Consider the following 26565-nt stretch of genomic DNA (forward strand, 5'->3'; position numbering starts at 1 on the left):
GCGCGATGCCGAAAAGTGTGAGCGGCTTTCCGACGACATCATGCTCTAACTCTTTAATTTAGAACGGGATTCAGATTTTAGGCCAACCGGGCCTAAAATCATCCTGTTCTAGCGGCAAGGCGACCGTCGCGAAAGGCCCGAGCCGCACCTCTTCGGCCAATGCGCTGCCGCCGCCCCTTTGTTCTTCTCCCGTGAGATTGACCACGTAGAGCCTGGCGCCTGCGGCATCCCCCGCCACGAACGACAGAACTTCTGAGGGCGAAGACGAGAGGCATTCCTGCCAGGATGCTCCCGCCAAGGCCGACAAGGTCCGCACCGTGTTGAAGAGCGGCCGCCGCCCGCCTTGCTCGACCGGTTCATCGGGACCGGCGATCAGGCCGAAAGGACCGGTCAGCGCCGAAAGCGTCAGGCATTCGAGACCGGCCTCCAGCACCCGGATCGCATAGCCGAACGCGAAGGCCTCGGCGAAACGGCCGTTGTGGCGGGGGTCGCGGTTGGCCATCGGAATGCGCCCACCGGACGGATTGTCCATCGTGCGGCTGCCATAGGGATTTTGCCGCATCGCGATCGTCGACGGGCCGATGCGATAGGGCTTGTCGCCGTAGATCGCGCGGACGGAGCGCGTGATGAAGGGCAGCGCCTCCAATGTCTGCATGACGCTGAGATCGTCGGCCGCATGCACGATCGGGTTGGTGCAATGGCTGACGAAATCGATCTCGTCCGCCGGCACGCGCTTGCGGTTGAGCTCGGTGAAATAGCTCAGCATGCCGCCGCCGATGCGAATGCCGGGAAAGGCGGCGCGGGCCGCGGCATAGACCTCTTCGAGGGGAGGGCAGTCCGGCCATTTGCTGCCGGGCGGCGTCGATTGCCGGTCGACGGAAGGCGAGATCAGGATCGCATCCGGCTTGAATCCCGCCTGCTGCATCTGCCGCGCGATCTCGGCGGCCTCGACTGCCGGCGACGATTTGCAGGGAAGCGCGATTTCCAGCGTTGAGCGGCCGTGATGGAGAGCCGCGATCGCGGCGAAGTTTTTCAATGCGTCGGGGCCATGCCCGGCGTTGGGATCGAAATGGAAGAGCAGCTCGCGAGGCGCGATCTCTGACAGGAGGGATCCGGCCGCCAGTGTCGCCTCGGCCTCCTCGGGGGTCACGATCACGCCGATATCGGGCATAGTGCCGGTTCGCGTACCGAGCTCGAGCCTTATGACGCTGCTCTGCGTTGCGGCTGACGGCGCAACGGAGCGGCTGATATCGCTGATGATCAGCGACGTCTTCTGCCGGACAGGCTGGTTCGCCGAGATCTGGTAAGGCCAGGGCAAAGCGAGCGGCCGGACATAGGTCTTGTAGGAGGCGTCCGACCAGTTGCGCTGGTCCTCCATCTCGAAAGTGTCGCCCTCCATCCGGCATTCCGCGCTCACAGCAGGCATGATCTGATGGGTGATGGCGCGCATGTTCTTGAAGGGCTGCCACGGCTCGATGACATTGGGAAAACGCGTCGCCGCGATCTGGCCGTCGACATACTCGACCGCCGCCGGCGAACCGGCGACGCCGACGATCGGATGCAGGATGCAGAAGCCGCAGCGGTTGGTCTCGAAGCCGGTTCCGCTTCGGGCTTCGGCCTCGAAATCGAGCCGGTTCTGATGGCCTGAGATGCGGACGTCGATCACGAGCGTCGTCGTATCAGGTCCCTGGCAGCGGGCGAGATAGGCGACCTCGAAACGATCCTCGCCTTGCTCGATCCTGAGGTCTGTGATCTCAGGGCTGTAGGTGCCCCAGTCCCGGTCGCGGACGAGGTAGGAAATCGCCCGCAGCACCTCGACACCGTCGTAACGGATCGTGCGGAGATTGCCGTCGGCGAGATTGGCCGTCAGCTTTCCCGCCGTCAGGCGGACCGGCGGCCTTTCCGCAGTGCGGGTGCCGTAGAGCTGGAACGCATCGGCGGTCATCGCAGCAGAGCCCCGATATCGATCGTCTGGCCGCGCGCGGCGCTGTCATAGGCGGCCTCAACGAGGGCGAAGGTCTTCAGATTGTCGGCGCCCGAGGTCGAATGTTCCGCGCCGCGCCTGAGCTGATCGACCCAATGCTGCTCAATCGCATAGACGCTTTCCTGGATGTTGTGCCAGGGCCGCGAGGCCCAGGACAGCAGCTTCGGCGAGACATCCGTGACGGTCGTGCCCTTGCCGTTGGTGATCTCGAGGCCGTAGCCCTGGCTGAGGCGGATCGTGCCTTCGGAGCCGTCGAGTTCGATCAGCGTCTCGGGGAAGGGCTCCTTTGAGAGCCTGGTGGCGTAGCTGACGTCGACGACGGAGGTCGCGCCGTTTTCGTGATCGAGCAGGATGGTCGCGACATCCTCGCCCTTGATCCTGGGGTTGACTCGCTTGGTGCGGGCGGTCAGCGCGCTGACGTCGCCGAGGATATAGCGGGCGATATCTAGCGTATGGATGCCGAGATCTTCGATGATGAAACGCTCGCCTTCGGCGAGATAGGGCTGGCCGGAAAAGACGTCGTAGCCCGAGCGGAAGGAGAAGCGGCCCCAGAAGGGTGTGCCGATGGCGCCGGCATCGAGCGCCTTGCGCACCGCCTGGATCGGCGTCTGCCAGCGGAAGTTCTCGTGCACCATCAGCGCCACGCCGGCAGCGCGGCAGGCTTCGACCATCGCCTTGGCATCCGCCAGCGTCCTGGCGAAAGGCTTCTGGCAGATGGCCGGCACCTTATTCCTCGCGGCCATTTCCACCAGCGCGCGGTGGCTTTGGACTGTCGTGGCGATATCGACGAAATCGAAGCCGCCATCGGCAAACATCGCCTCGGCATCCCTATAGCGCCGCTCGATGCCGAACTGGTCGCCGACGAGCTTCAGCCGCTCGGGATCGCGGTCGCAGATCGCGACGATGCCGGCACCGTCGACATCGTTCCAGGCATGCATCTGGTTGATCGCAAAGAAGCCGCAGCCGATCAACGCGCCTTTCAATTCGGTCATGTCAACCTGCCTTTGCCATCTGCATGAGGGTGACGCGCTGCTGCAGGCGACGCTGCGCCTGGTCGACGACCACCGCGATGATGATGACGAGGCCCTTGATGACCATCTGCCAGAAGGAGGAAACGCCCATCATGACAAGACCGTCGGAGAGGATGCCGATGACGAAGGCGCCGATGATCGTGCCGCCGATCGTGCCGCGCCCGCCCGACATCGAGGTGCCACCGAGCACGGCTGCGGCGATCGCATTGAGTTCGAAGCTTTCGCCGGTCGCCGGATGGGCGGCCATCAGCTCCGAGGAGATGACGACGCCGACGATCGCCGCGCAAAGGCCGGAGAACATGTAGACGAAGATCTTCACGACATCGACGCGGATGCCGGACATGCGCGCCGCCCGTTCATTGCCGCCGACGGCGAAGATGTGGCGGCCGATTGGCGTCGAACGCGCGACATAGGCGGCCGCAAGCGCCAGCACGATCAGGATCCAGATCGACACCGGCAGGCCGAGAATACGGCCGGCGCCGAAGAAGTCGAAGCCGGTGGTGGCATATTCCGGCCGACCGACGAGGTTCGGAAAAGTCTGGCCATCAGACGACAGCAGCGCCAGGCCGCGGGCGATGTAGAGCGTGCCGAGCGTGGCGATGAAGGGCGCGACGTTGAGCTTGGTGATCAGCAGACCGTTGATCAGGCCGATGACGAGGCCGATCGACAGCGTGATCAGCACGATCTCGAAGAGGTTGAAATAGATCGTGTAGCCGATCGGCAGCTCGATGCCGTAGAGGATCAGCCCGCCGGCGACCATGCCGCAGAGCCCGACGATCGAGCCGACCGAGAGGTCGATCCCGCCAGTGATGATGACGAAGGTCATGCCCATGGCGAGGAAGGCGTTCAGCGCCACGTGCTTCGACATCAGGATCATGTTCGCCGTCGAGGTGAAGTTCGGCGCGAAGATCGCAAAGAAGATGATGACGGCGAAGAGCGCGATGAAGGTCCTGAGCTTCATCAGCGTCAGAAGCGCAGAGCCGTTGGCGCCCTTCGGCGCAAGAGTTGAGGTAGCCGCCATCATGACGCGAGTTTCCCTTGATGTCCGTGTCCCTTGGCCGAAGCCGAGATAATGGCGTCTTCCGTCGCTTCGTCCCTGTCGAAGACGGCGACCAGTTGGCCATTGCTCAAGACCGCGATGCGGTCGGATAGTGCCATGACCTCTTCGAGGTCGGAGGTCGAAAACAGGATGGCGAGCCCGTTTGCCGCCAGCCGGCGCATGGTGCGGAAGACGTCGGCCTTGGCGCCGACATCGATGCCGCGGCTCGGCTCGTCCATCAGCAGCACCTTCGGATTGGTCATCAGCGCCTTACCGATGACGACCTTCTGCTGGTTGCCGCCGGACATGGAGGTGACCTCGAAATCCGGGTTGGGCGCCTTGATGGAGAGATCGCGGATCGCCTCCTGAATAGCATTCTTCTCCGCGCGGCTGTCGATATGGAAAAGCCGAGTGAAGCGCGACAGGCTTGCGAGCGTCAGGTTGGAAGCGATGGAGAGCACCTGCACCAGCCCCTCGCGCTGCCGGTCCTCCGGGATCAGCGCAATGCCGCGGCGGATGCGCCGCGTGGTGTCGCGGGCGCGCACTTGCCTGCCGTCGATGAAGATCTTGCCGGTCGAATGGGTGTGGCGCCCGATCACGCATTCGAAGAATTCGCTGCGCCCGGCGCCCATCAGGCCATAGATGCCGAGGATCTCACCTGCCTTGACCGACAGGGAAACGTCGTTGACCGCAAGCCCGCCGGTCGGCCGGGGAAGGCTGATGTTTTCGGCGCGGAAAACTTCCTCGCCGACGGAATGGGTGACGGATTTCGCGAAATCCTTGGCGTCCGAGCCGATCATTGAGCGGACGATCCAGCGCGTGTCGATGTCGCGCACCATGGCATGGCCGGTGATCTGGCCGTCGCGCAGCACGGTGATGTAATCGCCGATCCGCATCAGCTCTTCCAGCCGGTGCGAGATATAGACGATCGCCACGCCCTGCGCCTTCAGCTCGGCGATCACCTTGAACAGGATCTCGACTTCGGCCGCCGACAGCGCCGAGGTCGGCTCGTCCATGATCAGGATGCGGGCATTAAGCGACATCGCCTTGGCGATCTCGACCAGCTGCTGCTGGCCGATCGGCAGGTCCTCGACCATCGTGTCGGCCTCGATGCCGGCATCGAGACGCCGCAGGAATTCGTTGGCCTTTTCGACCTGCGCTTTGTGATCGATGCCGAGCAGGCCGCGGGTGATTTCGCGCCTGGCGAAGATGTTTTCGGCGACCGACATGTTGGCGAAAAGATTGAGCTCCTGGAAGATCATGCCGATGCCGTTCGCCTGCGCGTCGGCCGGGCTGTCGAAGGAGACGGGCTTGCCGTCCAGAATGATGCGGCCTAGCGTCGGGCGCTCGACGCCGGCGATGATCTTCATCAGCGTTGATTTGCCGGCGCCGTTTTCGCCGACCAGAACATTCACCGCGCCGCGGCGCAGCTCCAGATTGGCGCGCTTGACGGCGACGATGCCGGAATAAACCTTCGACACGTCGTCGAGACGGAGGATGATGTCATCCTGATGTGCGTCCGCGGCCGTCATGATCCCACCTTCAATTCCGAAGGTGTGACGAGCGGCAGCTCGCCGCTTCTCGGCAGCGGGAAGGCGCCGATCACCGTTACCACCTTGCCGGTAAGACCGTCGCGCGGGACGGCGGAGAGGAAGGCGGTATTGGCCTTCTCGTTGAACGCCTTGCCGAACTGCGCCCATTCGATCTGGTTCTTGAACTCATTGAAATTGACGAAATCGAGCGTGTCGCGCAGTGCTGTGCCGCGCAGCGCCGGGCCGATCTGCACCTTCGCATCGGCCTTTCCGTCGCCATCGGCGTCGACGTCGAGCGTCGCCGCGCGCGAAGCGGTGTCGGCCGCGACGACCGTGCCGGTGATCTTCACCGCATAAGTCCAGGGCGAGCTGCTCTGCTTGCGCGGATTCCCGTATTTTTCGCCCGCGGCATCGGGACTCGCGGAAACGAGCTGCATGACGTCCTTCAGCTCGCCGGCGCGCTTTTCGAAATAGGGCACGACCTGAGGCTGCCAGATCGCCTCGACCTTGGCATTCGGATCGAAAGCGGTCTTGGCCGCGGCCGCCGCCTTCTCCTCCGCGGTCGGCGTCTTGATGATCTTGCAACCGGGCAGGGCCGCCGCCACGACGGCAGCCAGCAATGCGCCCTTCATTCTCAACATGCAGGTGAACCTCGGCGTCTCGCAAAATGCATTGCGGAGGGCGCAACATTGCACCCTCCGCAATTGGGCTGATCAGTTCGTCAGTGCGAAGGTTTCGAGCTTGCCGGCATTGTCGGCATTGATGAGAACGCAGTCCATCAGCTGCTTCTCTTCCTTCGGCGTCGTCTTGTTCTTGATGTAGGCGTCGGCCTGCTCCACCGCGAGCTGCGCCTGCGCATAGGCGGGCTGCAGCACGGTCGCCTTGATGCCGCCCGACTTGATGGAGTCGCGCACATCGTTGGACCCATCGAAACCGACGACGATCACGTCCTTGCGGCCGGCGGCCTGCAGCGCTGCGATCGCGCCCATCGCCATGGTGTCATTGCCTGAAATGACGCCCTTAATATCCGGATTGGCCTGAAGGATGGTCTCCATCTTCGAATAGGCTTCCGTCTGGCTCCAGTTGGCCGACTGCTTGGCGACCGACTTCAGCTCGGGATAATCGTCGATGACGTCGTGATAGCCCTGCGAGCGGATGCCGGCATTGGTGTCGGACTCCTTGCCGACCAGCTCGACATAATTGCCCTTCTCGCCCATCAGCTTGACGAATTCCTGCGCGCCGAGCTGCGCGCCCTGATAGTTGTTCGAGACGATCTGGGCGACGGCGACGCCGGTCGCGTTGATCTCGCGGTCGATCAGGAAGGAGGGGATACCGGCATCCTTGGCCTTCTTGACGGCGGCGACGGAAGCGTCCGCGCCCGCATTGTCGAGAATGATCGCCTTGGCGCCGCGCCCGATCGCCGTATCGATCATCTCAGACTGCTTGTTGGCGTCGTCGTCATGGGTCATGACGAGGGTCTCGTAGCCGAGCTCCTTCGCCTTGGCTTCGGCGCCGACGGCTTCGGCCTTGAAGAACGGGTTGTCGTGCGCCGGGGTGATGATGGCGATGAGATCGGCCGCGAAGGCCGGCATGGCCGTTCCGAGCGCCAGCGCGCTGGCGAAGGCTGCGAGTGTCAGTCTGCGTGTCAGTTTCATTCTTTCCTCCCTGTTGTGAATGACGCTCCGTCTCCCCGGAGCGGTGCCCCGTCTCCGGAGCGGTAGCAGGGGGAGGATTTGCCTCCCCCGGGCCGGTTCAGGTGATGCGCCGGATGCTTTCGGCGATCTCCTGCGGTTCGAAAACTTTCTTCCAGTCGTCGCGCATCAGGGCCGGGATGCCGAACTCGATCGCCTTGTTGCAGGCATCCGAGAAGACGCCGTCGACCTCCTTGAAGATGACCGCGCCGAGCACGTTCATATGGCCGAGCAGGAAATCGCGGGCGGCTTCGGCCGGTACGCCGCGGGCCACGCATTCGTCCATCGCCTGGCGCATGATGACGAGCAGCGAGGCGCAGACGGTCTCGGAAAGGCCGGGTTCGAGCATGGCGAGCTGATCGACCGTCACCCGGTGCGAACGCATGACCGGCGCCCAGATGACCTTGGCGATTTCCTCGCCGAGCGCATAGGCGCTTTCCGGACCCTGCATCAGCGCCGAGACGATGTGCTGCTTGGCGAAGAGGCCGCCGAAATGATCCTTCTTGGCCTGCATATCCGTCTCGTCGTTGAAGATCGGCGGATGGCAGGGATGGGTGACGAAATAGGTGAGATCGTCGCGCTTCGGCAGATGGCCGGCGAAGGGAGCGGCGGCATCGAGCGCCACCACCATGGTGCCGGGCGCGAGCTTGTCGACGATGCCGGCCGCGACCCTGCCGATCACCGTATCCGGCACGGCGAGGATGACGACGTCGGCGCCGTCGAGCGCGGCGTCGACAGGCACGCAATCGAGGCCCAGATCGTTCTTCAGGCGGGCCTTGCCGGCATCGCTCACCTCGACATGGCGCACTTCGAAGCGCGAGCCCTTGAGATTTTTGGCAAGCCGGTATCCCATTTTGCCGCCGGCGCCGAAGAGAGCAATCTTGGTCATGTTTTCCTCACCTTTTCAGTTCTGGATAGGATCATATACTGGTATGATGAGTCAATCACCATATCATTACTTAGGCGCTTAGGCCCCATGTTTTTCCGCATCGAGCCGGTCGATCGCCTGCACGTTGCCGGCCGACGGGCCATCGGGGTCGAATTCGGAGGCGAGCCAGACGTCGACGATCGATTTCGCCAGTTCCGGCCCGATGACGCGCGCGCCCATGGTGATGATCTGGGCGTTGTTGGATTTCGCCGCGCGTTCCGCCGAATAGGTGTCGTGGGTGAGCGCGGCGCGGATGCCCGGCACCTTGTTGGCGGAGATGCACACGCCGATGCCGGTGCCGCAGAACAGGATGCCGCGCTCATGCTCGCCATCGACGATCGTCTGCGCGAGGCGCTGGGAGAGATCGGCATAGAAGCCGGATTGGCTGAGATCGTGCACTTCGAGATCCGCCTTGCCGGCAAGATGGGCGGCAATGACATCCAGGAGCGGTTTGCCGGCGCTGTCGGCGCCAATTGCGATCTTCATGGCAGTTTCCTTTCACTCGCCGTCTGGCGTGGAGATGAGCGGTCGATCGCCGCGCTGACGCGGCCGAGAATGTCGAGATAGCCTTCGACGGACCAGGCGGAGCGGCCGATGAACAGGCCGTCGATATCGGGCTCGCCGATCAGTTCCTCGCAATTGCCGGGATTGACGCTGCCGCCGTAGAGGACCGGCACCGGGCGGCCGAGAATGGATTTCGCCACCTCGGCGATCTTGCCGTGCCGCTGCGAGGCATAATCGGCCGTCGCCGGAATGCCGTTGACGCCGATCGCCCAGACCGGCTCGTAGGCAAGCAGGATCGGAGCCTTGCCAGCCTCGGTGTCGACGCCCCGCAGGGCGGCCTCGACCTGCCGCCGCAGCACGGCGTCGGCCCGGCCCTCGTTGCGCTCCTGCAGGGTCTCGCCGATGCAGATCAGCGGCGTCAGGCCGTGGCGGATCGCGGCGGCAACCTTGAGGCCGACGGTTTCGTCGGTCTCGCCGAAATGTTCGCGCCGTTCGGAATGGCCGAGCTCGACGAGATCGAGCCGGCAATCCTTCAGCATCAGCGGAGAAACCTCGCCGGTCCAGGCGCCGGCATCCTCCCAATGCATGTTCTGCGCCCCGACCTTCACCGAGGTCTCGGAAAGCACGCGCTTGACCTCGCGCACCGCCGTGAAGGAGGGGATGATGAAGCGCTGCACGCGGGGATCGCGTTCAAGATCCGCATCGGCGAGGCGGCGCGCGAAGGCGAGCGCTTCCTCAAGCGTCTTGTTCATCTTGAAGCTGGTGCCGACCCAGACGACCATCTCAGTTCTTCCTCCCGTCGCGGATCTGCGCGAAATAGCCGTCAGTGCCGACCTGCCCGCCCTTCAGCGCGATTTGCAGGCCGTTGGTCGGCACATAATCGCCATGCGCCAGGCAGAGCGGCGAGCCCGGCGTCTGGGGCAGCGGCAGCAGCGTCGTCAGCGCGTCGATCTTCAATTGCCGCAGCGCGTGGCTCGACGTGTCGCCGCCGGCGACGACCGCGCGCGGCAGTGCTTCCTGCTCGATCAGCCTGCGCAGGATCGTGCCGAGCGCGCTGCCGAGCTGGTGGCGAGCGCCCGGAAGCCGGTCGATATCGGCGCCGCGGTCGGCGGATGGGCCGAGCGCCGTGTAAAGAATGACGCTCCGGCCTTCCTTCAGCGTCCGGATACCGGCCTGCACGGCCGCGTCCACCGCAGCTTCGCCATTCGAGACCAGCGCGAGCGGATCGAGCGCGATGCTCTCGAAACCGTTTTCGACGGCCGCGCGGATCTGGCGCTCGGTCGTCGGCGAGACGCTGCCGGAGACGACGGCAAGCCGCTCGACCGGGCTGATATCGGGAAATTCGGCGCTACCCCCGGCAATCGCGCCGGCCTGCCGCCAGGCGCCGAGCAGGGCGTATTCGACCCCCGAGGAGCCGGCGACGAAGCCTCCCGAGCGGGCGGCGACACGCAGCATCTGTCGCCCGGCTGCCGCCTGTGTTGCCTCGGAGTCGACATCGAGAAGCAGAATGCCGTCCGGATGCGACGCCAGCTCGTCGATCTGCCGGTCGGCATCGGCCGCGGTGATTACGACGAGATCGGCAAGCAGCACGGGAAGCGAGGTCTGCTTCGACAGGTGCAGCGCAAGATCCGCCTCATCCATCGGCGTGACGGGATGGCGGCTCATCACGGGGTGGCGGTCGATGCGGAAGACGCGGCCCTGATAGGCGGCGAAAAGATTGCCGAAGGCGGTATAGCGCTTCAATTGCGGCGCGCCGACGATGACGGGCACAATGGATTGCCCGAAACCCGTGCGGCCGATCTCGATCGCCTTGCCGATATTGCCGATGCCGGGGCTGGAATCGAAGGTAGAGCAGACCTTGTAATGGCAGATGGCAGCGCCGAGCGATTTCAGCCATTGGAAGGCCGGTGCAAGATGCTCGTCCATCCATGCCGGCGTCTCGCTGCGGCTCGTTCCGGCAATGCCGATCGCGCGGCAATGGCCGAAACGCGAAAGCAGCTCCGGCTTTGGGATGCCGAGGAAGAGCACGGTCTCGACGCCGTTCGAGGCGAGCGCCTCCATGACGTCGGTGGAACCGGTGAAATCATCCCCGTAATAGCTGACGAGAAGTCCATCCATCGCCGTCACGTGCCCTTGCCGTCGCTGAATTTCGCAATCGAGGCAGCAAGCTCCGGATGATCCTTGGCGCAGACCTCCAGCGGTATGCCGGCGACCGCCGCCTGCCAGGCCTGCTGCACGGCGCGCACGCCGGCCGCAGGTCCGCCGGGATGGCTGACGATGCCGCCGCCGCAGAGATAGAGAAGATCGACGGTGCGGCCGGTGCGCTGATAGGTTTCCGGCGCCTGTCCGCCCCACTGGCCGGAGCCCGCGACCGGAAGCGGGCAATCGGCGGCATCGAAGAGCGGCGTGCTCACGGCCTCGAACGAGGAGACGAAGCTGTCGTCCGGCTCCCAATATTTGACCCGGATGCCGTTGATCTGGAATTGGTCGACGCCGAGCAGCCGCCAGAACTGCTGATAGACCTTGAAATCCATGCCTGCGCCCGGATCGCGGGTCAGCACGTCCCAGCCGTTGCGATGCGCGTGCAGCACCAGGCTCGAGCGCTTGCGCAGGAAGCTCATGCCGCCGAAGCCGATCGAATTGATGTTGACGACGGCGCAATTGCCGCCGGCCGCCGCGACGATATCGTGGTTGCGCATCATCTCGTCGGGATCGGCATGCGAGATGCCGAAGGCGTACATGACCTTCTTGCCGGTCTTCTGCTCGTGATCGAGAATGCGCGGCATGATCGCGGCGACGCGCTCCTTGAGCGGCGAATAGGCCGGGCTCATCAGCTTCTCGTCGTCTTTGATGAAGTCGACGCCCGACTCGATCAGTTCGCCGACGAGTTCCGCCGTCTCGTGCGGCCTCAGCCCCAGCGCCGGCTTGACGATCGTGCCGATGATCGGCCGACCCTCGACGCCGGTGAGGCGGCGGCTGCCCGGAATGCCGAACTGCGGCCCAGGATGGGCGCTCCGGAAGACCTCCGGCAGCTTCATGTCGACGATGCGGATGCCGGTCATGCCCTTGATCGAATAGACGCCGCCGATCGCGATGGTCATCAGGGCGGAGAGATCGGTGCCGATCGCCTCCAGCGGAAAGGCGATGTCGACATCGGCGCGGTGGAGTAGCGTGCCGGGCGATGCCTCGGGCCAGGTCGGATGGCGCGCATCCTCGAGCGGGCGGATCGCCAGCACCCGGGCGGCGACGCGCGATTTCAGCTCTTCCGTCTCGCCGGGAACCGGCACGAAGGTTCCGGTCGACTGGTCGCTGGCGATCTTCTCCGCCATCGCCTCGACGCTGCCGGGCGTTTCGATGCGGTAGGTCAGGATTATCATCATGAGACGGACGGTTGCTCCTCTCGCCATGGAAAATCATGGCGTCAACTCGTGACCTGGTATAATGAGTATTCCAACTAATGAAAAGCGGAATCTTCGGCGACGCAAATTTTCAGCCGCGAGCTTTGTTCTCGGCGCGGAAAACTGTTAGGAGGAAGCATTTTGAGCCAGCGAGATCTCATGACCCAGCCCATCGAACAAATCGTCCGCCGAAAACTCTCCGACGAAGTGTTTGATCGACTTGAGCGGATGATCACCTCAGGCGAGCTTCAGCCCGGCGACGAAATGCCGTCCGAGCGGGTGCTGATGGAGCGCTTCGGCGTCGGCCGGCCGGCGATCCGCGAAGCCATGCAATCGCTCGCCAACAAGGGTCTCGTCAGCATCTCGCACGGGGAACGCGCGAAGGTGCTGCGGCTCACGGCAAAATCGATCTTCCGCCAGGTCGATCTCACCGCCAAGATCATGCTATCGCAGTCGGCCGACTCGCTCGAACATCTGAAGAGCGCCCGCATCTTCTTCGAGCGCGGCATGGCCCGCGAGGCCGCACAGCGCGCCTCGGCAATCGATATCGGCGATCTCCGAGACATCATAGAACGTCAGCGCGCCTCCCTCGGACGGGCCGAAGAATTCATCGACGCCGATATGGAATTCCACACCCGCATCGCCCAGATCTCCGGCAACCCGATCTATGTCGCCGTCAGCGAGGCGATGCTCGCCTGGCTGAAGGAATATCATACCGAGATGCTGATCTGGACCGGCAAGGAAAAGTTCACGCTCGCCGAACACGACGAAATCGTCGACCGCCTCGAAGCCAACGACGTCGACGGCTCGGAAACGGCGCTCCTCAAACATCTCGAACGCTCCCGCGCGCTGTACGCAAAGTAAATCTGTTGTCGACTGACTGGCGACAGTTGCCAATGCTCCGCGCCTCCATCGCAACCGGCGAACAACGCATTCTTCCGATTGAGGGCAACGGCCATAAACGTCGGTTACAACAGTTTCACACATCCACGAAGATGCTGCATCGTCTTGCTTGCTGCGCTCGGCACGAAATCGAACTTGACCGAAGGCTTCCCGAACGACGATGTGGGAGCGTGGAGATCACGCTGGCCTCGGAAGGAGCGGACCTCCTCCTCACGGTGGCAGGCAACGGGGCTGTGTGCCGCCCGACCTTGGCGATGCAAACGGATCGAAACTCATCAGCTGATGGCGGCGCAGTTCGATGGCAACGTGAAGAGGCATCCGTCTGAGAAGGATGCCGCGCCGACGCCAGGCTGAGGTAGCCCGACGTAAAATAGCCCGGCATGATTCGATGTATGGGTATGGTTGTCGGGGCAGGGATTCGAACCCGGCGTCACAGCTCGAAAGCTGGAAGCAACCTCGGAATATCCGAGGATCGAGGAGAGCGCCACGCTCCGATTACGCTTACGCCCGACTAAAGCATTAACTCCCGGGGCTGACGGTTGTTCCTGATCGGATATTCTGCTGCGAAGATGTTTATAAGCTTCCTGCCCTATAGCCCCTGGCTTTCGGATAACGCCAATATACAATTCAGCCTCGATACATGCGAACGGCGGCATTACCGATATTGAGCAGTGTATAACACGGTCGATACAGTTGATTTCTGACGTATGGGACAATAGCCCTAGTTTATTCGTCAGGCGGAGCAGGCGAATAAGAACATGAGGCAGCCGAAACTGCCCGAAGAACCTCCAAGCGGCGACCAAGCCGCCCGCCACTTCCCTGCTAGGAACCGAGCTTGCGTCACGCGCTCATGGCCGGTTGAGATGACAATGAAATTCGCCTCGTAAAAGGAAAATCCAACGGGGAAGCGACGACCGGTACCCGTGGAATGTGCCCCGGGTGCGGCTCGCCGACGCTTTGCCAAGTGCGGTCTCAAGCGGCTGCATCACCCATCCCCGGTTGGCTTTTTGCTAGCGGTTGTTTTGAACGCGCCAGTCCGCATAGCGCTGCTCGTACTCTTCCTTGGTCCTCGGATAAAGACCAATGATCTGCTCGCCACCCTTGACCTGTTCAAGGACAAAGTCTTCGTAGCTCTCCATCTCTGCGCATTCGTCGGCCAGTTCATCGGCGAGGTGAGCTGGAATGACCATCACTCCGTCGCGGTCGCCCACGAGGACGTCTCCCGGAAACACCGCAACATCGCCGCATGAAATCGGGACGTTGATATCCAGCGCCTCGTGCAGAGTGAGATTGGTGGGAGCCGACGGCTTGGAATAGTAGGCTGGCATGTCGAGTGCGCCGATTCCCTCCGCGTCACGGAAGCCGCCGTCAGATACGACGCCCGCGGCACCTCGGAGAGCAAGCCGAGTGATGAGAATGGAGCCAGCCGTCGCTGCGCGGGCATCCTTGCGTGCATCCATTACGAGGACGTGGCCGGCCGGGCAGGTCTCCACGGCGACGCGCTGCGGATGATTGGCGTTGCGAAATACCGTGATGGGATTTCGGTCTTCGCGGGCTGGAATGTACCTGAGCGTGAAAGCTTGGCCGACCATTGTTTCGGCCTTCGGAGAGACAGGGACGACGCCCTGGATGAACTGGTTGCGAAGGCCGCGCTTGTAGAGCGCGGTGGCGATCGACGCAGTTGAGATCTTCTTGAACTTCGCGCGCGTTGCGTCTGAGAGTACGTAGTCGGTCATGGTCACCTCAAAAGATATCTGGTTCGCCCGCAGCGCGGCCGAAGTCGGTTTGAAGGAAGTCGAAGTCGCAGCCCTTGTCTGCCTGCGTAACGTGACGGGAGAACATCCAGCCCCAACCGCGCTGGAAGCGCGGTTCTGGTGCCTGCCAGGCCGCTTTGCGACGCGCAAGCTCCTCTTCGTCGACAAGCATGTCGAGCGTGCGGTTAGGAAGATTGAGCTGGACGATATCGCCTGTCTTCAGGAGAGCGAGCGGGCCTCCTACGAAGCTTTCGGGGGAGACGTGCAGAACACAGGCTCCGTAGGAGGTGCCCGACATGCGAGCATCGGAAATACGGAGCATGTCTCGATGGCCCTTTTTGATAAGCGCTTTCGGGATCGGGAGCATTCCCCATTCAGGAAAGCCCGGACCGCCCTGCGGACCAGCGTTGCGAAGCACCAGGACGTGATCGGGCGTCACGTCCAGGTTTTCGTCGTCAATCGCCTTTTTCATTTCCCGATAGCTGTCGAATACCAGCGCCGGGCCCTGGTGGACATGGTATTTGGGATCGCACGCCGCGGGCTTGATGACCGCACCGTCAGGGCAAAGATTGCCGCGCAGGACGGCAAGCGAGCCCTCGTGATAGACGGGGTTGTTTAGGGGCCTGATCACATCGTCATTGAAGACCTGCGCCCCTTCGAGGTTTTCACCCATCGTCTTTCCCGTGACGGTCAGCGCGGTGAGGTCGAGACGATCGTCCAACTGCTTCATAAGTGCGCGGAGGCCCCCTGCATAAAAGAAGTCTTCCATCAGGTAGTCCTTGCCGGAGGGACGTACGTTGGCGATAAGCGGCGTGACGCGGCCGAGGTCATCAAGATGATCAAGTGTTAGTTCGACGCCCGCTCGTCTCGCCATTGCGATAAGATGGACCACGGCGTTGGTGGAGCATCCGGTCGCCATTGCGACGATCGCCGCGTTTCGGCATGAGGCGTTGGTGACGATCTTATCAGGCGTGAGATCTTCCCATACCATCTCGACTATGCGGCGGCCGCACGAGGCCGACATACGCTGGTGGTTAGCGTCGACAGCAGGAATCGAAGAGGCGCCGGGGAGGGTAAGGCCCATCGCGTCCGCGATCGCCGTCATTGTGCTCGCTGTCCCCATCGTCATGCATGTTCCGGCCGAGCGTGCGATACCGCCTTGGATGCCCAGCCATTCGTCGTCGGAGATGTTTCCGGCGCGACGCTCATCCCAGTATTTCCACGCATCCGATCCCGAGCCGAGGATCTTGCCTGCATAGTTGCCACGGAGCATGGGTCCGGCGGGCAGGTAGATCATCGGGACGCCTGCGGAGAGTGCGCCCATGACAAGACCGGGAGTGGTCTTGTCGCAACCACCCATGAGCACCACCCCGTCGAGGGGGTGGGAGCGGACCATTTCCTCTGCTTCCATCGCCAGCATGTTACGATAGAGCATCGAGGTCGGCTTGGTGAAGCTCTCGTCTACGGAGAGAGACGGCATTTCGACCGCAAAGCCGCCCGCCTGGGCGACGCCGCGCTTCACGTCTTGTACCCTCTCCTTGAAGTGCGAGTGGCAGGAATTGAGTTCCGACCAGGTGTTCATGATCCCGATAATGGGTTTGTCGCGGAAATCTTCTTCCGCATAGCCGAGCTGCATCAGGCGCGATCGGTGACCAAAGCTGCGCAGGTCGTCCGGAGAGAACCAGCGCGCGGATCGCAAGGTATCAGGTGTCTTCTTCGTCATGAGTTCATTCCACGTGTCTTGCTTGCTGACGCATGCGGCGCATGAGACAGCGTGCATGTTAGGAGGTGTCGGGCCCCGCCGGCGACGGGCGCCGACTATTCCTTCATTCCCCACTTCTGGATGGTGTGGCGCTCCAGTGTCTGGAACACGAGGTTCTCGACGATGAGGCCAATGACGATGACCGTCAGCAGTCCAGCGAATACGGCGGGGATGTCGAGCAGGTTCCGGTTTTCGAAGATGAACCAGCCAAGGCCGCCCTGGCCGGAAGAGACGCCAAAGACAAGTTCGGCGGCGATGAGTGTTCGCCAGGCAAAGGCCCATCCGATCTTCAGGCCGGTCAGGATTGAAGGGAAGGCGGCAGGGATCAGGATGCGCGTAACATACGAGAAGCCCGTGAGACCATAGTTCGCGCCGACCATTCGCAACGTTCTCGATACGCCGAGGAAACCGGAATGGGTGTTGAGTGCAACCGCCCACAGCACGGAATGGATGAGGACGAACACGAGACTGGAGGCGCCGAGGCCGAACCAGATCAGCGCGAGCGGCAACAGAGAGATGGCGGGCAGGGGATTGAACATCGCCGTCATCGTCTCGAGAAAGTCGGTGCCGATGCGTGTATTGATGGCCAAGACCGTGAGAACTGCCGCTAACGCCGTGCCTGCCGCATAACCCATGAGAAGGATCTTTAAGGTCGTCCAGATGCGCGCAGGCAAGGTGCCGTCTGCGAAGCGATCGACGAGGGTGTGGAACGTATCGGTTAGCGTGGGAAACAGAAGCGGGTTGTCGAGATGCGTTGCGTAGAGCTGCCAGAGCACACCCAACCCGACAATGATCAGGGCCTTACGCAAGGCTCCAATGCCCCAAACGAGCTCGAACGGAGAGAGCTTTTGTTCCACCGCTGCGATGTTTCCGTGAGTGGCGGTTGCGCCGGAATTGTTATCGGCAAGCAGGATCTGCGGCTTGTTCATGTCTCTACTCCCGGTGTCCAGGCTCTGAGAAGAGCAGATCGTGGATATCTTTCTCAAGGGCCGCGGCGCTGCCGTCCTCGTGGGCAGCAAAATCGGCGTTGATCACTTCTGCTTTCACTCGCCCCGGGTGCGGCGAAAGAAGAAGAATTCTGTTCGAAATCTTGATCGCTTCTGCAATCGAGTGGGTGACAAAGATTACCGTGAACTTCGTATCTTCCCATAGCTGAAGCAACTCGTCCTGCATCTGGCGACGTGTGAGCGCGTCCAGCGCTGCGAAGGGTTCGTCCATCAAAAGAATGTCCGGCTGCATCGCCATTCCACGTGCAATTGCAACACGCTGCTTCATGCCGCCCGAGAGCGTGTGTGGGAAGCTGTCTACCGCGCGCGTCAGTTTGACCTTGTCGATGTACGTTCTTGCGATCTCTTCAGCTTCCTTCTCCGGAAGCTTGCGCGCTACAAGGAGAGGGAACATCACATTCTGGAGAACCGTCTTCCAGGGCATCAACTGATCGAACTCCTGGAAGACCATCATTCGGTCCGGACCAGGCTTTGTGACCTGCCGTCCGTTGATGGTGATGGTCCCGGCAGATGGTTTCATATAGCCGCCGACCGCTTTCAAAAGTGTCGACTTGCCACATCCCGACGGACCAAGGAGGACGAAGCGGTCAGACTGACAGACATTAAAGCTCACGCCTTCGGTGGCAGTGACCAGAAGGCTCGGCGTCTTGTATCGCAAGGTGACCTTGTCGACGCTGAGAAGCGGCTGCCGCGCTGGTTGTTGGACGAGGCTTGGCCCGGCCGAGACGGTCGCTTGTAGCATTGGGAAATTCCTTGTGTGATTGCGCATGCATCGGCGCGTCCACGCCGATGCACAGAGGGCGCCTTAGTTGCCGTTCAGATCAGCCGACTCTGGAAGGTAGTAGTCCGTCCATGCGGCGGGCATCGTCTTCAGAGTGCCGATCTTATGCAGATGGGTCGCGAACTTCATCGTGCCCTGCGGGTCAGTTCGGTAGTCGTTGATGAAGCCTGGCTCGTTGAGGATCGACATCAGATCGTCGATCGAGGTCTTGTCGCCGGAAACCTTCTTGTAAGATTCCAGCGCGGCTTTTGGATCCGCTTTGATGGAGGCGATTGCCTTCTTCGTCGCCTCACGAACAGCCTTGACCAGCGTCGGAGTCGGCGAACTTCGTGGTCGTGAAGAACGTGGCTTGGGTCAGAGCGCCGCCAATGATCTCGCGCGAATCCGTAACGCGGTGAACGCCCTTCTGCTTCAGTTCAATATATTGAAACGGCGGAGCCGAGAAATGGTTTTTCACTTCATGGTTCGGATTTGCGATCGCCGCCACGGCGTCAGGATGGCCGAGTTGTACAGTGTTCGCGTCGAACTTCTTGACCTGATCGTCGCCATATTTCGCGGCTGCTGCGATCTGGAGGAGGATAGCTTGCGTTGAAACACCAACGGTCGGCACTGCGATCTTGTCTTGGGCGGTGATATCGTCCAGCGACTTGATGCGTGGATCGTTGGAAACCATGATCACAGGCTGAGCTGAGCTGGTGATGATGCCCTTCACCTTGCCTTTCGTCCGGTCCCAAAGCAGAAGCAGGTTACCCGTCCCCGTGTTGACGATGTCGACGTTGCCAGCAAGCAGCGCGTCTGTCTGAGCGCCGCCGCCGCTAAAGGTCCGCCATTCGACAGTGACACCCTTGACGCCGAGAGCGTCGGCCTCTTTCTCGATGAGCTTCTGCGTCTCCATCACGTGACTGGCGAGGTAAAGGATGCCCGGCTGACGCGTGATCGAAATGGATGTCTTTTCCTGCGCAGCCGCAGGCAACGCCATTCCTACGACGGCAGCTAGCGCGGCGAGCCCGCGTGTAAAATTGATCATCTTATCCTCCCAATGATCGGTTTTGGGCCGCCACTCCCTAGCGCGACCGTACGCTATTAGTACACTAAAACATCAGTGCATCAACCCGATTTATGCGCTATGAAGGATCAATGACTGATTTGGAGACTATCGATGGCGACGAAAACCGGCTTTCTGCTGCTTGACCGCTCCAGGCAGGTTGCAGTGCAAGTGCATGAAATCCTTAAGGAAAGAATACTTACCGTGGCACTAGAACCAGGAACGGTTCTTTCGCGGGCGACATTGATGGAAGAATTTGGGGTGAGCCAGACGCCCGTGCGTGACGCTTTGTTGAGATTACAGGAAGATGGGCTGGTGGACATTTTTCCGCAATATGCCACTCGTGTCTCCCGCATTGACGTCGACCACGCAAGGCAGGCACAGTTCCTTCGGCTATCGGTGGAACTCGAAGCGGTAAGACGGCTGTCGAGCATCTCATCCAAGGACACTGCAGAAGCTCTGGACCGAGTACTGCGACAGCAGGAGGCCGTTGCAGACCCGTCCACCTACGACAAGTTCGACGCGCTTGATCGAGAGTTCCACCGTGTTCTCTATGAGCACAGTGGAAACGCGCTTCTGTGGAAGGTGATCAGGCAGCAAAGCGTGCACCTCGATCGGCTGCGACGGTTGAATCTCCCCATGGAGGGAAAGATTCAATCCTTGTTGCAGGAGCACCATGCGATCGTTGATGCGATCAGGTCCGGAGACGAGCGGGCGGCGGTTTCTGCTCTTCGGAAGCATTTGTCCGGAACGCTTTCTATCATCGATGTCATTCGCGCCAAGTTTCCAACTTTCATGTACGATCCAGCGTCGTCGTCAAATGCTTCGAACGTGAGCGCGGGGTGAAGGCCATCAGCCGCGAGAGAAGGCCGAGCGTTTAAGCCTTTAAGTGTGAAAGCGCTGACACCAATTCTTGATGCCAACAACTCGACGGCTCGCGACCTAAGCGTCTCAACATATCTGTGAGACGCCCTCCTCAGTTCCATAAGTTCAGGTTACGCAAAAAAGCTCATTCTATCAGGCGATTATCGGCGTTTGATCACGGTCGCCATGCCAGTTCTAATCCATCGAGGCGCTCTATAAACCTATGCGAATTTGAGCCCGTATGCGTTTTGTAAGAGGCGCGTCAAGCCGATGCTCTTGGCACAAGGCTACCTGGCAGAAGAACCATTTCGGCGTTACGCTTGCCGGTTACCATGGCAACCATCACGTTGATCATCTCTTCGGTGGGCTGCTTGTAACTGGTCAGCCCGTATGCGGGAACGCCGCCCAGTTCGATATTGTCAAAACCGACGACAGCAAGATCCTGTGGAACTCGAAGTCCAAATTCGCTTCTGGCGACGTCCATTGCTCCAAGCGCCAAAATGTCGTTCTCACACATCAGGACATCGATGCGCGAGCCCGGTGGGCAATCGCCCAAATAAATCCGCGCTGCTTCAGCGCCGGCCTGAACGCTATATTTTTCCGCAGTCAGTTCCACGACGCCCTCAATGCCCTTCTGCCGCCAATGATTCCCAAAGTGACGGCGCCTGCCCAGAGCGGTCGACAGGGTTCTTGCTCCCATCATGAAGCCCGGGCGGCGGTACCCTTTGTCGAACAAATAGCCGACGATCTCGCTGAGAGCGAGCTCGGTGTCACATGCGATTGCGGGCACGCCGGGGATCTGACTGTCTCTTGCAAGGACAAACATTGGCGGTAAACCTGGGCCAAGCCGTCGGTCACCCAGCGTTTCCTCACGAAAGGCGGTACCGAACAGGATCACGGCGTCGAATTGTCGTTGATCGGCGTTGATCAGCGCGTGAACGTGATCGAAATGGCGATTGATGTTGATCAATACGGTCAACAGCCCCTCCGCCTGCAGGCGCTCGGTCAACGTCTCCAAAACCGGGAGCTTGTGCGGATTGGCAAAGTCGTCGACGAAGACGGCGACTTGATGAGTGGTGTTGGTTGCAAGGCTGCGAGCGAGCAGGTTGGGCGAATAGTTCAGCGCCTCTGCTGCCTGGAGGACCTTTTGCCGGCTGACGTCGGTAATGGAAGCACCAGGTGTGAATGCACGGATCACAGTCCATTTCGATACGCCGGCGACTTCTGCCACCTCTCTCGCCGTTGCCCGCTTGCGCATACTCGTCTCCTCGCGATGGAACAAATATTCCACAAAAAAAATAAAAATGGAATGGATGCTTGATTTTTGTCGACAATAAAGTAATTTTGCCAAGCTTGCTACCGGGTGCAAACGGGAATGCAACCGGTAGCATCTTGGGTCCGCGAGGGCGGACTGTTTTGGGGAGGGTAAGATGAAACTAGGTTTGAAATCGCTTCTCGCGGGCGCTGCCGTCGCTGTTGCGCTCATGTGCTCTGCAGCAGTTGTCAGCGCTGCGGACATTCGCATCGTTGCCGTCACTCACGGCCAGGCCAATGATCCTTTTTGGTCCGTCGTTAAGAATGGCGTCAACGCGGCTGCTAAGGATATCGGCGTCAACGTCGACTATCGGGCGCCGGAAACATTCGACATGGTTTCGATGGGGCAGCTCATCGATGCGGCCATCAATCAGAAGCCTGACGGGCTTATCGTCTCCATTCCGGACGCCTCGGCGCTCGGCCCGTCGATCAAGAAGGCCGTGGCCGCCGGCATTCCGGTTATCTCGATCAACTCGGGATCGGATGTTTCGAAAGAGCTGGGAGCGCTTCTGCATGTCGGCCAGGACGAATACACCGCGGGCAAGGCCGCCGGTGCCAAGCTGCATGAGCTGGGCGGCAAGGAAGGCTTGTGCGTCAATCAGGAGGTCGGCAATGTCGCGCTCGATCTGCGCTGCAAGGGCTTTGCCGACGGTTTCGGTGGCAAGGTCACGGTTCTGCCCGTCAGCAACGATCCGGCCGATGTCCGCGCGAAGGTCAAGGCGGCACTGAGTTCCAATTCGGCGGTTGATACGGTCATGGCGCTCGGCGCCGGAACTGCCGGCGAGCCGTCTCTGGCGGCTGTCGAGGACGTCGGAATGACCGGCAAAATCAAGGTGGCGACTTTCGACCTTTCAGCAGATTTCCTGAAGGCCGTGGCCGATGGTAAAGCAGCCTTCGCGATCGATCAACAGCAGTTCCTGCAGGGCTATCTGCCCGTGGTATTCCTGGCCAACTACGCCAAATACGGGCTTATCCCAGGGGGCAATGTCCCATCCGGCCCGAACCTGATCACCAAGGAGAAGGCCGCCCAGGTCGTGGATCTTTCCGCCAAGGGCATTCGCTGAAAAGAATTGCCGAAAGGCATTCTCCCCGAATCTCCTCCCCTGAACGGGGGAGGGGGTTTGGCTGACAGAGCGCGGTGCCGAGCAGCGCCGCCGTTACCCTAAATTACGATTCCGTGGGAGGAATTATGGCTTCGCTTGAGCAAAAGGCGGCGGCTGCGCCGAAGGCCGATGAGCGCGTCAAACAGGTGAGTTTTCTAACGCATATGATGCGGCGGCCCGAGCTTGGCGCCGTGGCTGGCCTTGTACTCGTCATCGTCTTTTTCTTTCTCACCGCCGATTCAACGATGTTTTCCCTTTCAGGCATGATGACCATCATGGCGCCGGCATCGCAATTGGGAATCCTCGCCATTGCCGCGGCACTGCTCATGATCGGCGGAGAATTCGATCTGTCGATCGGCTCGATGGTGGCTTTCGCAGGATTGATCTTCGGCGTCATCCTGACGAATTTCGGTCAACCGCTTTCGGTTGCCATCGTCATGACGATGCTGTTTGCGGCCTTCATGGGCGCGATCAACGGGCAGATCGTCATTCACACGCGCCTTCCGTCGTTCATTGTGACCCTGGCATTCCTCTTCATACTACGCGGCTTGACGCTCGTCGGTCTGAAATCGGCGACAGGCGGCTCGACGCAGCTTCGCGGCATCGGCGACCATGTGAAGGACAGTCCGCTGCTCGGGCTCTTTTCCGGCGATGCGCTGAAGGGCCTGTTCGTCTGGCTTGCAGATCACGATCTGATCGACAAGTTCCCAAATGGTTTGCCGAAGGTCACCGGCATCCCCGTATCAGTCCTGTGGTTCGTCGTGCTTGCCGTGGCTGCAACATGGGTTCTGCTGCGTACTCGCATGGGCAACTGGATCTTCGCGGCCGGCGGCGATCCCAATGCAGCAAGAAACTCCGGCGTCCCAGTACATCGGGTGAAGACGGGCTTGTTCGCCCTGACGGCGTGTGCTGCGGCGCTAGTCGCCATCATCACCGTGCTTGACGCCGGTTCGACCGATGCCCGGCGCGGTTTTCAAAAAGAGTTCGAAGCGATCATCGCCGCCGTCATTGGCGGGTGCCTCCTCACAGGCGGGTACGGCTCAGCGATCGGCGCCTTCTTCGGAGCGATCATCTTCGGCTCGGTTTCGATCGGCTTGACCTATACCCAGTTCGACTCCGACTGGTTTCAGGTCTTCCTCGGCTCAATGCTGCTGCTGGCTGTCCTCTTCAACAATTTCATCCGCCGCAAGGTTACTGGGGAGCGCTGATCATGCCAGACGTCAATAACCGAACGCCGATCATCGAAGTGACCGACATTGTCAAGCATTACGGCTCCGTGATCGCTCTCAACGGCGTGTCGATACAAGTTTCGGCCGGAGAAGTGCTTTGTCTCCTCGGCGACAATGGCGCGGGCAAATCCACCTTGATCAAGACGCTGTCCGGTGTCGTCCGGCCAAGCGGAGGGACTTTCCTGGTCGAAGGAAGGCCCGTCAGCTTCCGCAGCCCGCGCGACGCGCTCGATGCGGGGATTGCGACGGTCTACCAAGATCTCGCCATGATTCCACTGATGTCCATCACGCGCAATTTCTTCATGGGTCGGGAGCCACGCAAAGGCATCTTCCCATTCCGTCACTTCGATCTGGCGCACTGCAATGATGTCACCCGTGAAGAGATGCGTAAAATCGGCATCGATATCCGCGATCCCAATCAGGCCGTGGGCACTCTGTCCGGTGGCGAACGCCAATGCGTTGCAATTGCGCGCGCGGTCTATTTCGGCGCCAAGATCCTTATCCTCGACGAGCCTACTTCGGCGCTCGGCGTGGCGCAAACCTCGATGGTACTGAAATACATCCACCAGGTCCGGCAGAACGGACTGGGGGTGATCTTCATTACCCACAATGTTCGGCACGCCTACGCGGTCGCGAACCGCTTCACCATCCTCAATCGCGGCCAGACGCTCGGCACTTTTGCCAAGACCGATATCGCGATGGATGAGCTTCAGAACCTGATGGCGGGCGGCAAGGAACTGCAGCAACTGTCCGAAGAGCTCGGCGGCACGATCTAGACCGGCTTGTCCTGCGGTGCCCGATTGGCTTTGGCGGGCTGCCGCATTCTCAATCATCAAACATGGAAATGGTAAATGACCGACGATCCGTCGAATACATCATCCCCCTTCACGCTCGCTGTCTGCGCTGAGATGGTCTTCAAGTCGCTTCCTATTGTCGACAGGCTGAAGCGTATCACCGAACTCGGCTTTCACGCCGAAATCTGGGATTGGACGAAACACGACATCGCCGCGCTTGCGCGATCGGGAGCAGTCTTTTCGTCAATGACGGGCTATGTGTCCGGCACGCTTGCTGATGACGAAGGCGCGGACGAATTATTGCGAACCGCGAAGTTATCGATCCCCGTTGCGCGACAGCTGAATTGCCCGCGTCTCAACTTGCATGGCACCGGTCTCGACGGCGACGGGCTGCCGGTCGTGAAGGCTGACCAGGTGACTGGTGCCATGTGGCTCAAGGCACGCGATACGCTGAACCGCATCGCCGAGCTCGGGGATCAGGAGGGCGTTACCTTCGTGCTCGAAAACCTCAATCAGGCAGTCGATCACCCCAAGACTCCGTTTGCCAAGGCCGAGGATACGCTCGCCCTCGTTTCGTCTGTTAACCGGCCGGCGCTGAAGCTAAACCTGGACCTCTACCACGCCCAGATCGGCGAGGGGAACCTGATCGAGCTGTGTCGGCGCGCCCTGCCATATATCGGCGAGATCCAGGTGGCGGATGTTCCTGGGCGCATGGAACCCGGCACCGGGGAGATCAACTACAAGGCCATCGCCCGCGCGCTTAAGGACATGGGTTATCGCGGCATGATCGGCATGGAGGCGTGGGCCTCCGGTGACGACGAGATGGCGCTTGCCCGCTTTCGCGACGCGTTCACCGTTTAAATATTTCGATCGTCAAAATTTGCAATGGAGAGACATCAATGATCAGGTTTGGAGTGATCGGCGCCGGCCGGATAGGCAAAGTGCATGCCGCAACCATCGCGGCGAACCCGAAGGCGAAGCTTGCCTATGTGGCGGATGCTTTCAGAGCATCGGCAGAGACTCTCGCAGCGCAGACCGGCGCCGAGGTTGCCGACGCGGAGGACGTCGTCAGGTCCCCGAACGTCGATGCAATCCTTATCGCGACGCCGACCCCGAGCCACGCAGACCTCATCGAGGCGGCCGCGAGAGCCGGCAAGGCAATTCTTTGCGAAAAGCCGGTCTCCCTGTCGGTCGAACGCATCAACAGCTGCCTCGAGGTCGTTGAGAAAAACAGGTCGACCTTGATGATCGCCTTCAATCGCCGCTTTGACCCCAACTTTGCCAGTCTGGAGGCGCGCCTGCGCCGTGGCGATGTCGGCGCGATTGAGATCGTGACGATCACGAGCCGGGATCCCGCGCCCCCGCCCGCCGACTACGTCAAGTCTTCCGGCGGTCTGTTCCGCGACATGATGATCCATGACTTCGATATGGCTCGCTTTCTCATGGGTGAGGAATTCGTCGTCGTGAACGCGCTTGGGGCGTCTCTCGTCGACCAGGCAATCGGCGCCGCGGGGGATGTGGATACCGCCGCCGTGCAGATGCAGACGGCTTCGGGCCGCATTGCCGTCATCACCAATTCACGCCGTGCGACTTATGGATACGACCAGCGCATCGAAGTGCATGGGGCTTTCGGTATGCTTGCGGCAAAGAATATCGCCGCCACGAGCGTCGAATTTTCCAACGCGAACGGCGTCAGCGGGGATCCCGTTCAACACTTCTTTCTCGAGCGCTACGCCCAGGCGTACGCCAACGAGATCGATGCTTTCATTGATGCGATCGACACAGGCACTCGGTCACTGAGGCCCGGTGGCTATGATGGACTTCAGGCGCAGAAACTGGCGGAAGCCGCAACAGTAAGCTGGCAGACAGGCAAACCCGTGACGGTCGGTTAACAAGCTCGAT

The 26565-nt window shown here is 61.0% G+C and carries 23 protein-coding genes and 1 pseudogene; 7 read left to right on the forward strand and 17 right to left on the reverse strand.

Annotated features, from left to right (window positions below; all coding sequences use genetic code 11):
* Nucleotides 1-70: 70 nt before the first annotated feature.
* The 11 genes from FHT78_RS07280 to oiaX all read right to left on the reverse strand — a co-directional run bounded on the left by FHT78_RS07280 (nt 71) and on the right by oiaX (nt 12089).
* Entirely contained in the window at nt 71-1945 is a 1875-nt protein-coding gene (locus FHT78_RS07280; RefSeq protein ID WP_183742100.1) for a hypothetical protein, read from the reverse strand.
* Nucleotides 1942-2976 (reverse strand): Gfo/Idh/MocA family oxidoreductase, encoded by a 1035-nt coding sequence (locus FHT78_RS07285; protein WP_183742102.1) that lies wholly within the window; start codon nt 2974-2976, stop codon nt 1942-1944. Before FHT78_RS07285 ends, FHT78_RS07280 begins: the two co-directional genes overlap by 4 nt.
* 1 nt (nt 2977) lies before the next feature.
* Nucleotides 2978-4039, reverse strand: coding sequence for an ABC transporter permease (locus FHT78_RS07290; RefSeq protein WP_085861797.1), 1062 nt, complete (start codon nt 4037-4039; stop codon nt 2978-2980).
* Nucleotides 4036-5586: a sugar ABC transporter ATP-binding protein gene (locus FHT78_RS07295; RefSeq protein WP_183742104.1), complete on the reverse strand. Its 1551-nt coding sequence runs from the start codon at nt 5584-5586 to the stop codon at nt 4036-4038. The genes FHT78_RS07290 and FHT78_RS07295 overlap by 4 nt, the downstream gene beginning before the upstream one ends.
* Complete coding sequence (locus FHT78_RS07300) at nt 5583-6227, reverse strand: DUF2291 domain-containing protein (protein ID WP_183742106.1); 645 nt, start codon at nt 6225-6227, stop codon at nt 5583-5585. The genes FHT78_RS07295 and FHT78_RS07300 overlap by 4 nt, the downstream gene beginning before the upstream one ends.
* 72 nt (nt 6228-6299) lie before the next feature.
* Nucleotides 6300-7241, reverse strand: a complete 942-nt coding sequence (locus FHT78_RS07305) for a D-ribose ABC transporter substrate-binding protein (RefSeq protein ID WP_004678737.1) — start codon at nt 7239-7241, stop codon at nt 6300-6302.
* Nucleotides 7242-7338: 97 nt separating this feature from the next.
* A complete protein-coding gene (locus tag FHT78_RS07310) occupies nt 7339-8166 on the reverse strand; it encodes a phosphogluconate dehydrogenase C-terminal domain-containing protein (protein ID WP_183742108.1) in 828 nt (275 codons plus the stop codon).
* A 78-nt stretch (nt 8167-8244) separates the two neighbouring features.
* Complete coding sequence (locus tag FHT78_RS07315; RefSeq protein WP_009997599.1) at nt 8245-8691, reverse strand: RpiB/LacA/LacB family sugar-phosphate isomerase; 447 nt, start codon at nt 8689-8691, stop codon at nt 8245-8247.
* Entirely contained in the window at nt 8688-9491 is an 804-nt protein-coding gene (locus FHT78_RS07320) for a triose-phosphate isomerase (RefSeq protein WP_183742110.1), read from the reverse strand. The genes FHT78_RS07315 and FHT78_RS07320 overlap by 4 nt, the downstream gene beginning before the upstream one ends.
* A 1-nt stretch (nt 9492) precedes the next feature.
* On the reverse strand, nt 9493-10827 hold the full coding sequence (locus tag FHT78_RS07325) for a four-carbon acid sugar kinase family protein (RefSeq protein WP_183742112.1): 1335 nt from the start codon (nt 10825-10827) through the stop codon (nt 9493-9495).
* A gap of 5 nt (nt 10828-10832) precedes the next feature.
* On the reverse strand, nt 10833-12089 hold the full coding sequence (gene oiaX / locus FHT78_RS07330) for a 3-oxo-isoapionate-4-phosphate decarboxylase OiaX (RefSeq protein WP_183742114.1): 1257 nt from the start codon (nt 12087-12089) through the stop codon (nt 10833-10835).
* A 177-nt stretch (nt 12090-12266) separates the two neighbouring features.
* Here oiaX and FHT78_RS07335 point away from each other — a divergent pair, with 177 nt between their 5' ends.
* On the forward strand, nt 12267-12971 hold the full coding sequence (locus tag FHT78_RS07335; protein ID WP_183742116.1) for a transcriptional regulator NanR: 705 nt from the start codon (nt 12267-12269) through the stop codon (nt 12969-12971).
* 1049 nt (nt 12972-14020) lie between these two features.
* Here FHT78_RS07335 and FHT78_RS07340 read toward each other — a convergent pair.
* The 5 genes and pseudogenes from FHT78_RS07340 to FHT78_RS07360 form a co-directional block, all read right to left on the reverse strand.
* On the reverse strand, nt 14021-14746 hold the full coding sequence (locus FHT78_RS07340; RefSeq protein ID WP_183742118.1) for a ribonuclease activity regulator RraA: 726 nt from the start codon (nt 14744-14746) through the stop codon (nt 14021-14023).
* 7 nt (nt 14747-14753) lie between these two features.
* Nucleotides 14754-16487, reverse strand: coding sequence for an L-arabinonate dehydratase (araD, locus tag FHT78_RS07345; RefSeq protein WP_183742120.1), 1734 nt, complete (start codon nt 16485-16487; stop codon nt 14754-14756).
* Between the two features lie 95 nt (nt 16488-16582).
* Entirely contained in the window at nt 16583-17455 is an 873-nt protein-coding gene (locus FHT78_RS07350; RefSeq protein ID WP_183742122.1) for an ABC transporter permease, read from the reverse strand.
* 4 nt (nt 17456-17459) lie between these two features.
* The gene (locus FHT78_RS07355; RefSeq protein ID WP_183743414.1) at nt 17460-18275 is read right to left on the reverse strand and encodes an ABC transporter ATP-binding protein; all 816 of its coding nucleotides are present in this window, start codon (nt 18273-18275) and stop codon (nt 17460-17462) included.
* 63 nt (nt 18276-18338) lie between these two features.
* Nucleotides 18339-19341 (reverse strand): annotated as a pseudogene (locus FHT78_RS07360) (ABC transporter substrate-binding protein).
* A 132-nt stretch (nt 19342-19473) separates the two neighbouring features.
* On the opposite strand from FHT78_RS07360, the gene FHT78_RS07365 reads away from it, so the two are divergent.
* Nucleotides 19474-20205: a GntR family transcriptional regulator gene (locus tag FHT78_RS07365; protein ID WP_183742123.1), complete on the forward strand. Its 732-nt coding sequence runs from the start codon at nt 19474-19476 to the stop codon at nt 20203-20205.
* A 280-nt stretch (nt 20206-20485) separates the two neighbouring features.
* Here the strand turns inward: FHT78_RS07365 and FHT78_RS07370 are convergent, their stop codons facing one another.
* Nucleotides 20486-21481 carry a LacI family DNA-binding transcriptional regulator gene (locus FHT78_RS07370; protein ID WP_183743416.1) on the reverse strand — a complete coding sequence of 332 codons (996 nt, stop codon included), beginning with the start codon at nt 21479-21481 and terminating at the stop codon, nt 20486-20488.
* Between the two features lie 172 nt (nt 21482-21653).
* Here FHT78_RS07370 and FHT78_RS07375 point away from each other — a divergent pair, with 172 nt between their 5' ends.
* The 5 genes from FHT78_RS07375 to iolG all read left to right on the forward strand — a co-directional run bounded on the left by FHT78_RS07375 (nt 21654) and on the right by iolG (nt 26555).
* Nucleotides 21654-22601, forward strand: a complete 948-nt coding sequence (locus FHT78_RS07375; RefSeq protein ID WP_183742124.1) for a sugar ABC transporter substrate-binding protein — start codon at nt 21654-21656, stop codon at nt 22599-22601.
* 125 nt (nt 22602-22726) lie between these two features.
* A complete protein-coding gene (locus tag FHT78_RS07380; RefSeq protein WP_183742125.1) occupies nt 22727-23848 on the forward strand; it encodes an ABC transporter permease in 1122 nt (373 codons plus the stop codon).
* 2 nt (nt 23849-23850) lie between these two features.
* Complete coding sequence (locus FHT78_RS07385) at nt 23851-24645, forward strand: ATP-binding cassette domain-containing protein (protein WP_183742126.1); 795 nt, start codon at nt 23851-23853, stop codon at nt 24643-24645.
* 75 nt (nt 24646-24720) lie between these two features.
* Nucleotides 24721-25524, forward strand: coding sequence for a TIM barrel protein (locus tag FHT78_RS07390; RefSeq protein WP_183742128.1), 804 nt, complete (start codon nt 24721-24723; stop codon nt 25522-25524).
* Between the two features lie 38 nt (nt 25525-25562).
* Nucleotides 25563-26555 (forward strand): inositol 2-dehydrogenase, encoded by a 993-nt coding sequence (iolG, locus tag FHT78_RS07395; protein ID WP_183742130.1) that lies wholly within the window; start codon nt 25563-25565, stop codon nt 26553-26555.
* Nucleotides 26556-26565 lie beyond the last annotated feature (10 nt).

It is taken from the genome of Rhizobium sp. BK196 (assembly GCF_014193255.1).
Taxonomy (GTDB): Bacteria; Pseudomonadota; Alphaproteobacteria; order Rhizobiales; family Rhizobiaceae; genus Rhizobium.

What these genes read in the sequence shown, in the direction of transcription:
- FHT78_RS07280 (WP_183742100.1), bottom strand. Translation starts at nt 1,945, where the DNA reads ATGACCGCCGATGCGTTCCAGCTCTACGGCACCCGCACTGCGGAAAGG.
- FHT78_RS07285 (WP_183742102.1), bottom strand. Translation starts at nt 2,976, where the DNA reads ATGACCGAATTGAAAGGCGCGTTGATCGGCTGCGGCTTCTTTGCGATC.
- FHT78_RS07290 (WP_085861797.1), bottom strand. Translation starts at nt 4,039, where the DNA reads ATGATGGCGGCTACCTCAACTCTTGCGCCGAAGGGCGCCAACGGCTCT.
- FHT78_RS07295 (WP_183742104.1), bottom strand. Translation starts at nt 5,586, where the DNA reads ATGACGGCCGCGGACGCACATCAGGATGACATCATCCTCCGTCTCGAC.
- FHT78_RS07300 (WP_183742106.1), bottom strand. Translation starts at nt 6,227, where the DNA reads ATGTTGAGAATGAAGGGCGCATTGCTGGCTGCCGTCGTGGCGGCGGCC.
- FHT78_RS07305 (WP_004678737.1), bottom strand. Translation starts at nt 7,241, where the DNA reads ATGAAACTGACACGCAGACTGACACTCGCAGCCTTCGCCAGCGCGCTG.
- FHT78_RS07310 (WP_183742108.1), bottom strand. Translation starts at nt 8,166, where the DNA reads ATGACCAAGATTGCTCTCTTCGGCGCCGGCGGCAAAATGGGATACCGG.
- FHT78_RS07315 (WP_009997599.1), bottom strand. Translation starts at nt 8,691, where the DNA reads ATGAAGATCGCAATTGGCGCCGACAGCGCCGGCAAACCGCTCCTGGAT.
- FHT78_RS07320 (WP_183742110.1), bottom strand. Translation starts at nt 9,491, where the DNA reads ATGGTCGTCTGGGTCGGCACCAGCTTCAAGATGAACAAGACGCTTGAG.
- FHT78_RS07325 (WP_183742112.1), bottom strand. Translation starts at nt 10,827, where the DNA reads ATGGATGGACTTCTCGTCAGCTATTACGGGGATGATTTCACCGGTTCC.
- oiaX (WP_183742114.1), bottom strand. Translation starts at nt 12,089, where the DNA reads ATGATGATAATCCTGACCTACCGCATCGAAACGCCCGGCAGCGTCGAG.
- FHT78_RS07335 (WP_183742116.1), top strand. Translation starts at nt 12,267, where the DNA reads ATGACCCAGCCCATCGAACAAATCGTCCGCCGAAAACTCTCCGACGAA.
- FHT78_RS07340 (WP_183742118.1), bottom strand. Translation starts at nt 14,746, where the DNA reads ATGACCGACTACGTACTCTCAGACGCAACGCGCGCGAAGTTCAAGAAG.
- araD (WP_183742120.1), bottom strand. Translation starts at nt 16,487, where the DNA reads ATGACGAAGAAGACACCTGATACCTTGCGATCCGCGCGCTGGTTCTCT.
- FHT78_RS07350 (WP_183742122.1), bottom strand. Translation starts at nt 17,455, where the DNA reads ATGAACAAGCCGCAGATCCTGCTTGCCGATAACAATTCCGGCGCAACC.
- FHT78_RS07355 (WP_183743414.1), bottom strand. Translation starts at nt 18,275, where the DNA reads ATGCTACAAGCGACCGTCTCGGCCGGGCCAAGCCTCGTCCAACAACCA.
- FHT78_RS07365 (WP_183742123.1), top strand. Translation starts at nt 19,474, where the DNA reads ATGGCGACGAAAACCGGCTTTCTGCTGCTTGACCGCTCCAGGCAGGTT.
- FHT78_RS07370 (WP_183743416.1), bottom strand. Translation starts at nt 21,481, where the DNA reads ATGCGCAAGCGGGCAACGGCGAGAGAGGTGGCAGAAGTCGCCGGCGTA.
- FHT78_RS07375 (WP_183742124.1), top strand. Translation starts at nt 21,654, where the DNA reads ATGAAACTAGGTTTGAAATCGCTTCTCGCGGGCGCTGCCGTCGCTGTT.
- FHT78_RS07380 (WP_183742125.1), top strand. Translation starts at nt 22,727, where the DNA reads ATGGCTTCGCTTGAGCAAAAGGCGGCGGCTGCGCCGAAGGCCGATGAG.
- FHT78_RS07385 (WP_183742126.1), top strand. Translation starts at nt 23,851, where the DNA reads ATGCCAGACGTCAATAACCGAACGCCGATCATCGAAGTGACCGACATT.
- FHT78_RS07390 (WP_183742128.1), top strand. Translation starts at nt 24,721, where the DNA reads ATGACCGACGATCCGTCGAATACATCATCCCCCTTCACGCTCGCTGTC.
- iolG (WP_183742130.1), top strand. Translation starts at nt 25,563, where the DNA reads ATGATCAGGTTTGGAGTGATCGGCGCCGGCCGGATAGGCAAAGTGCAT.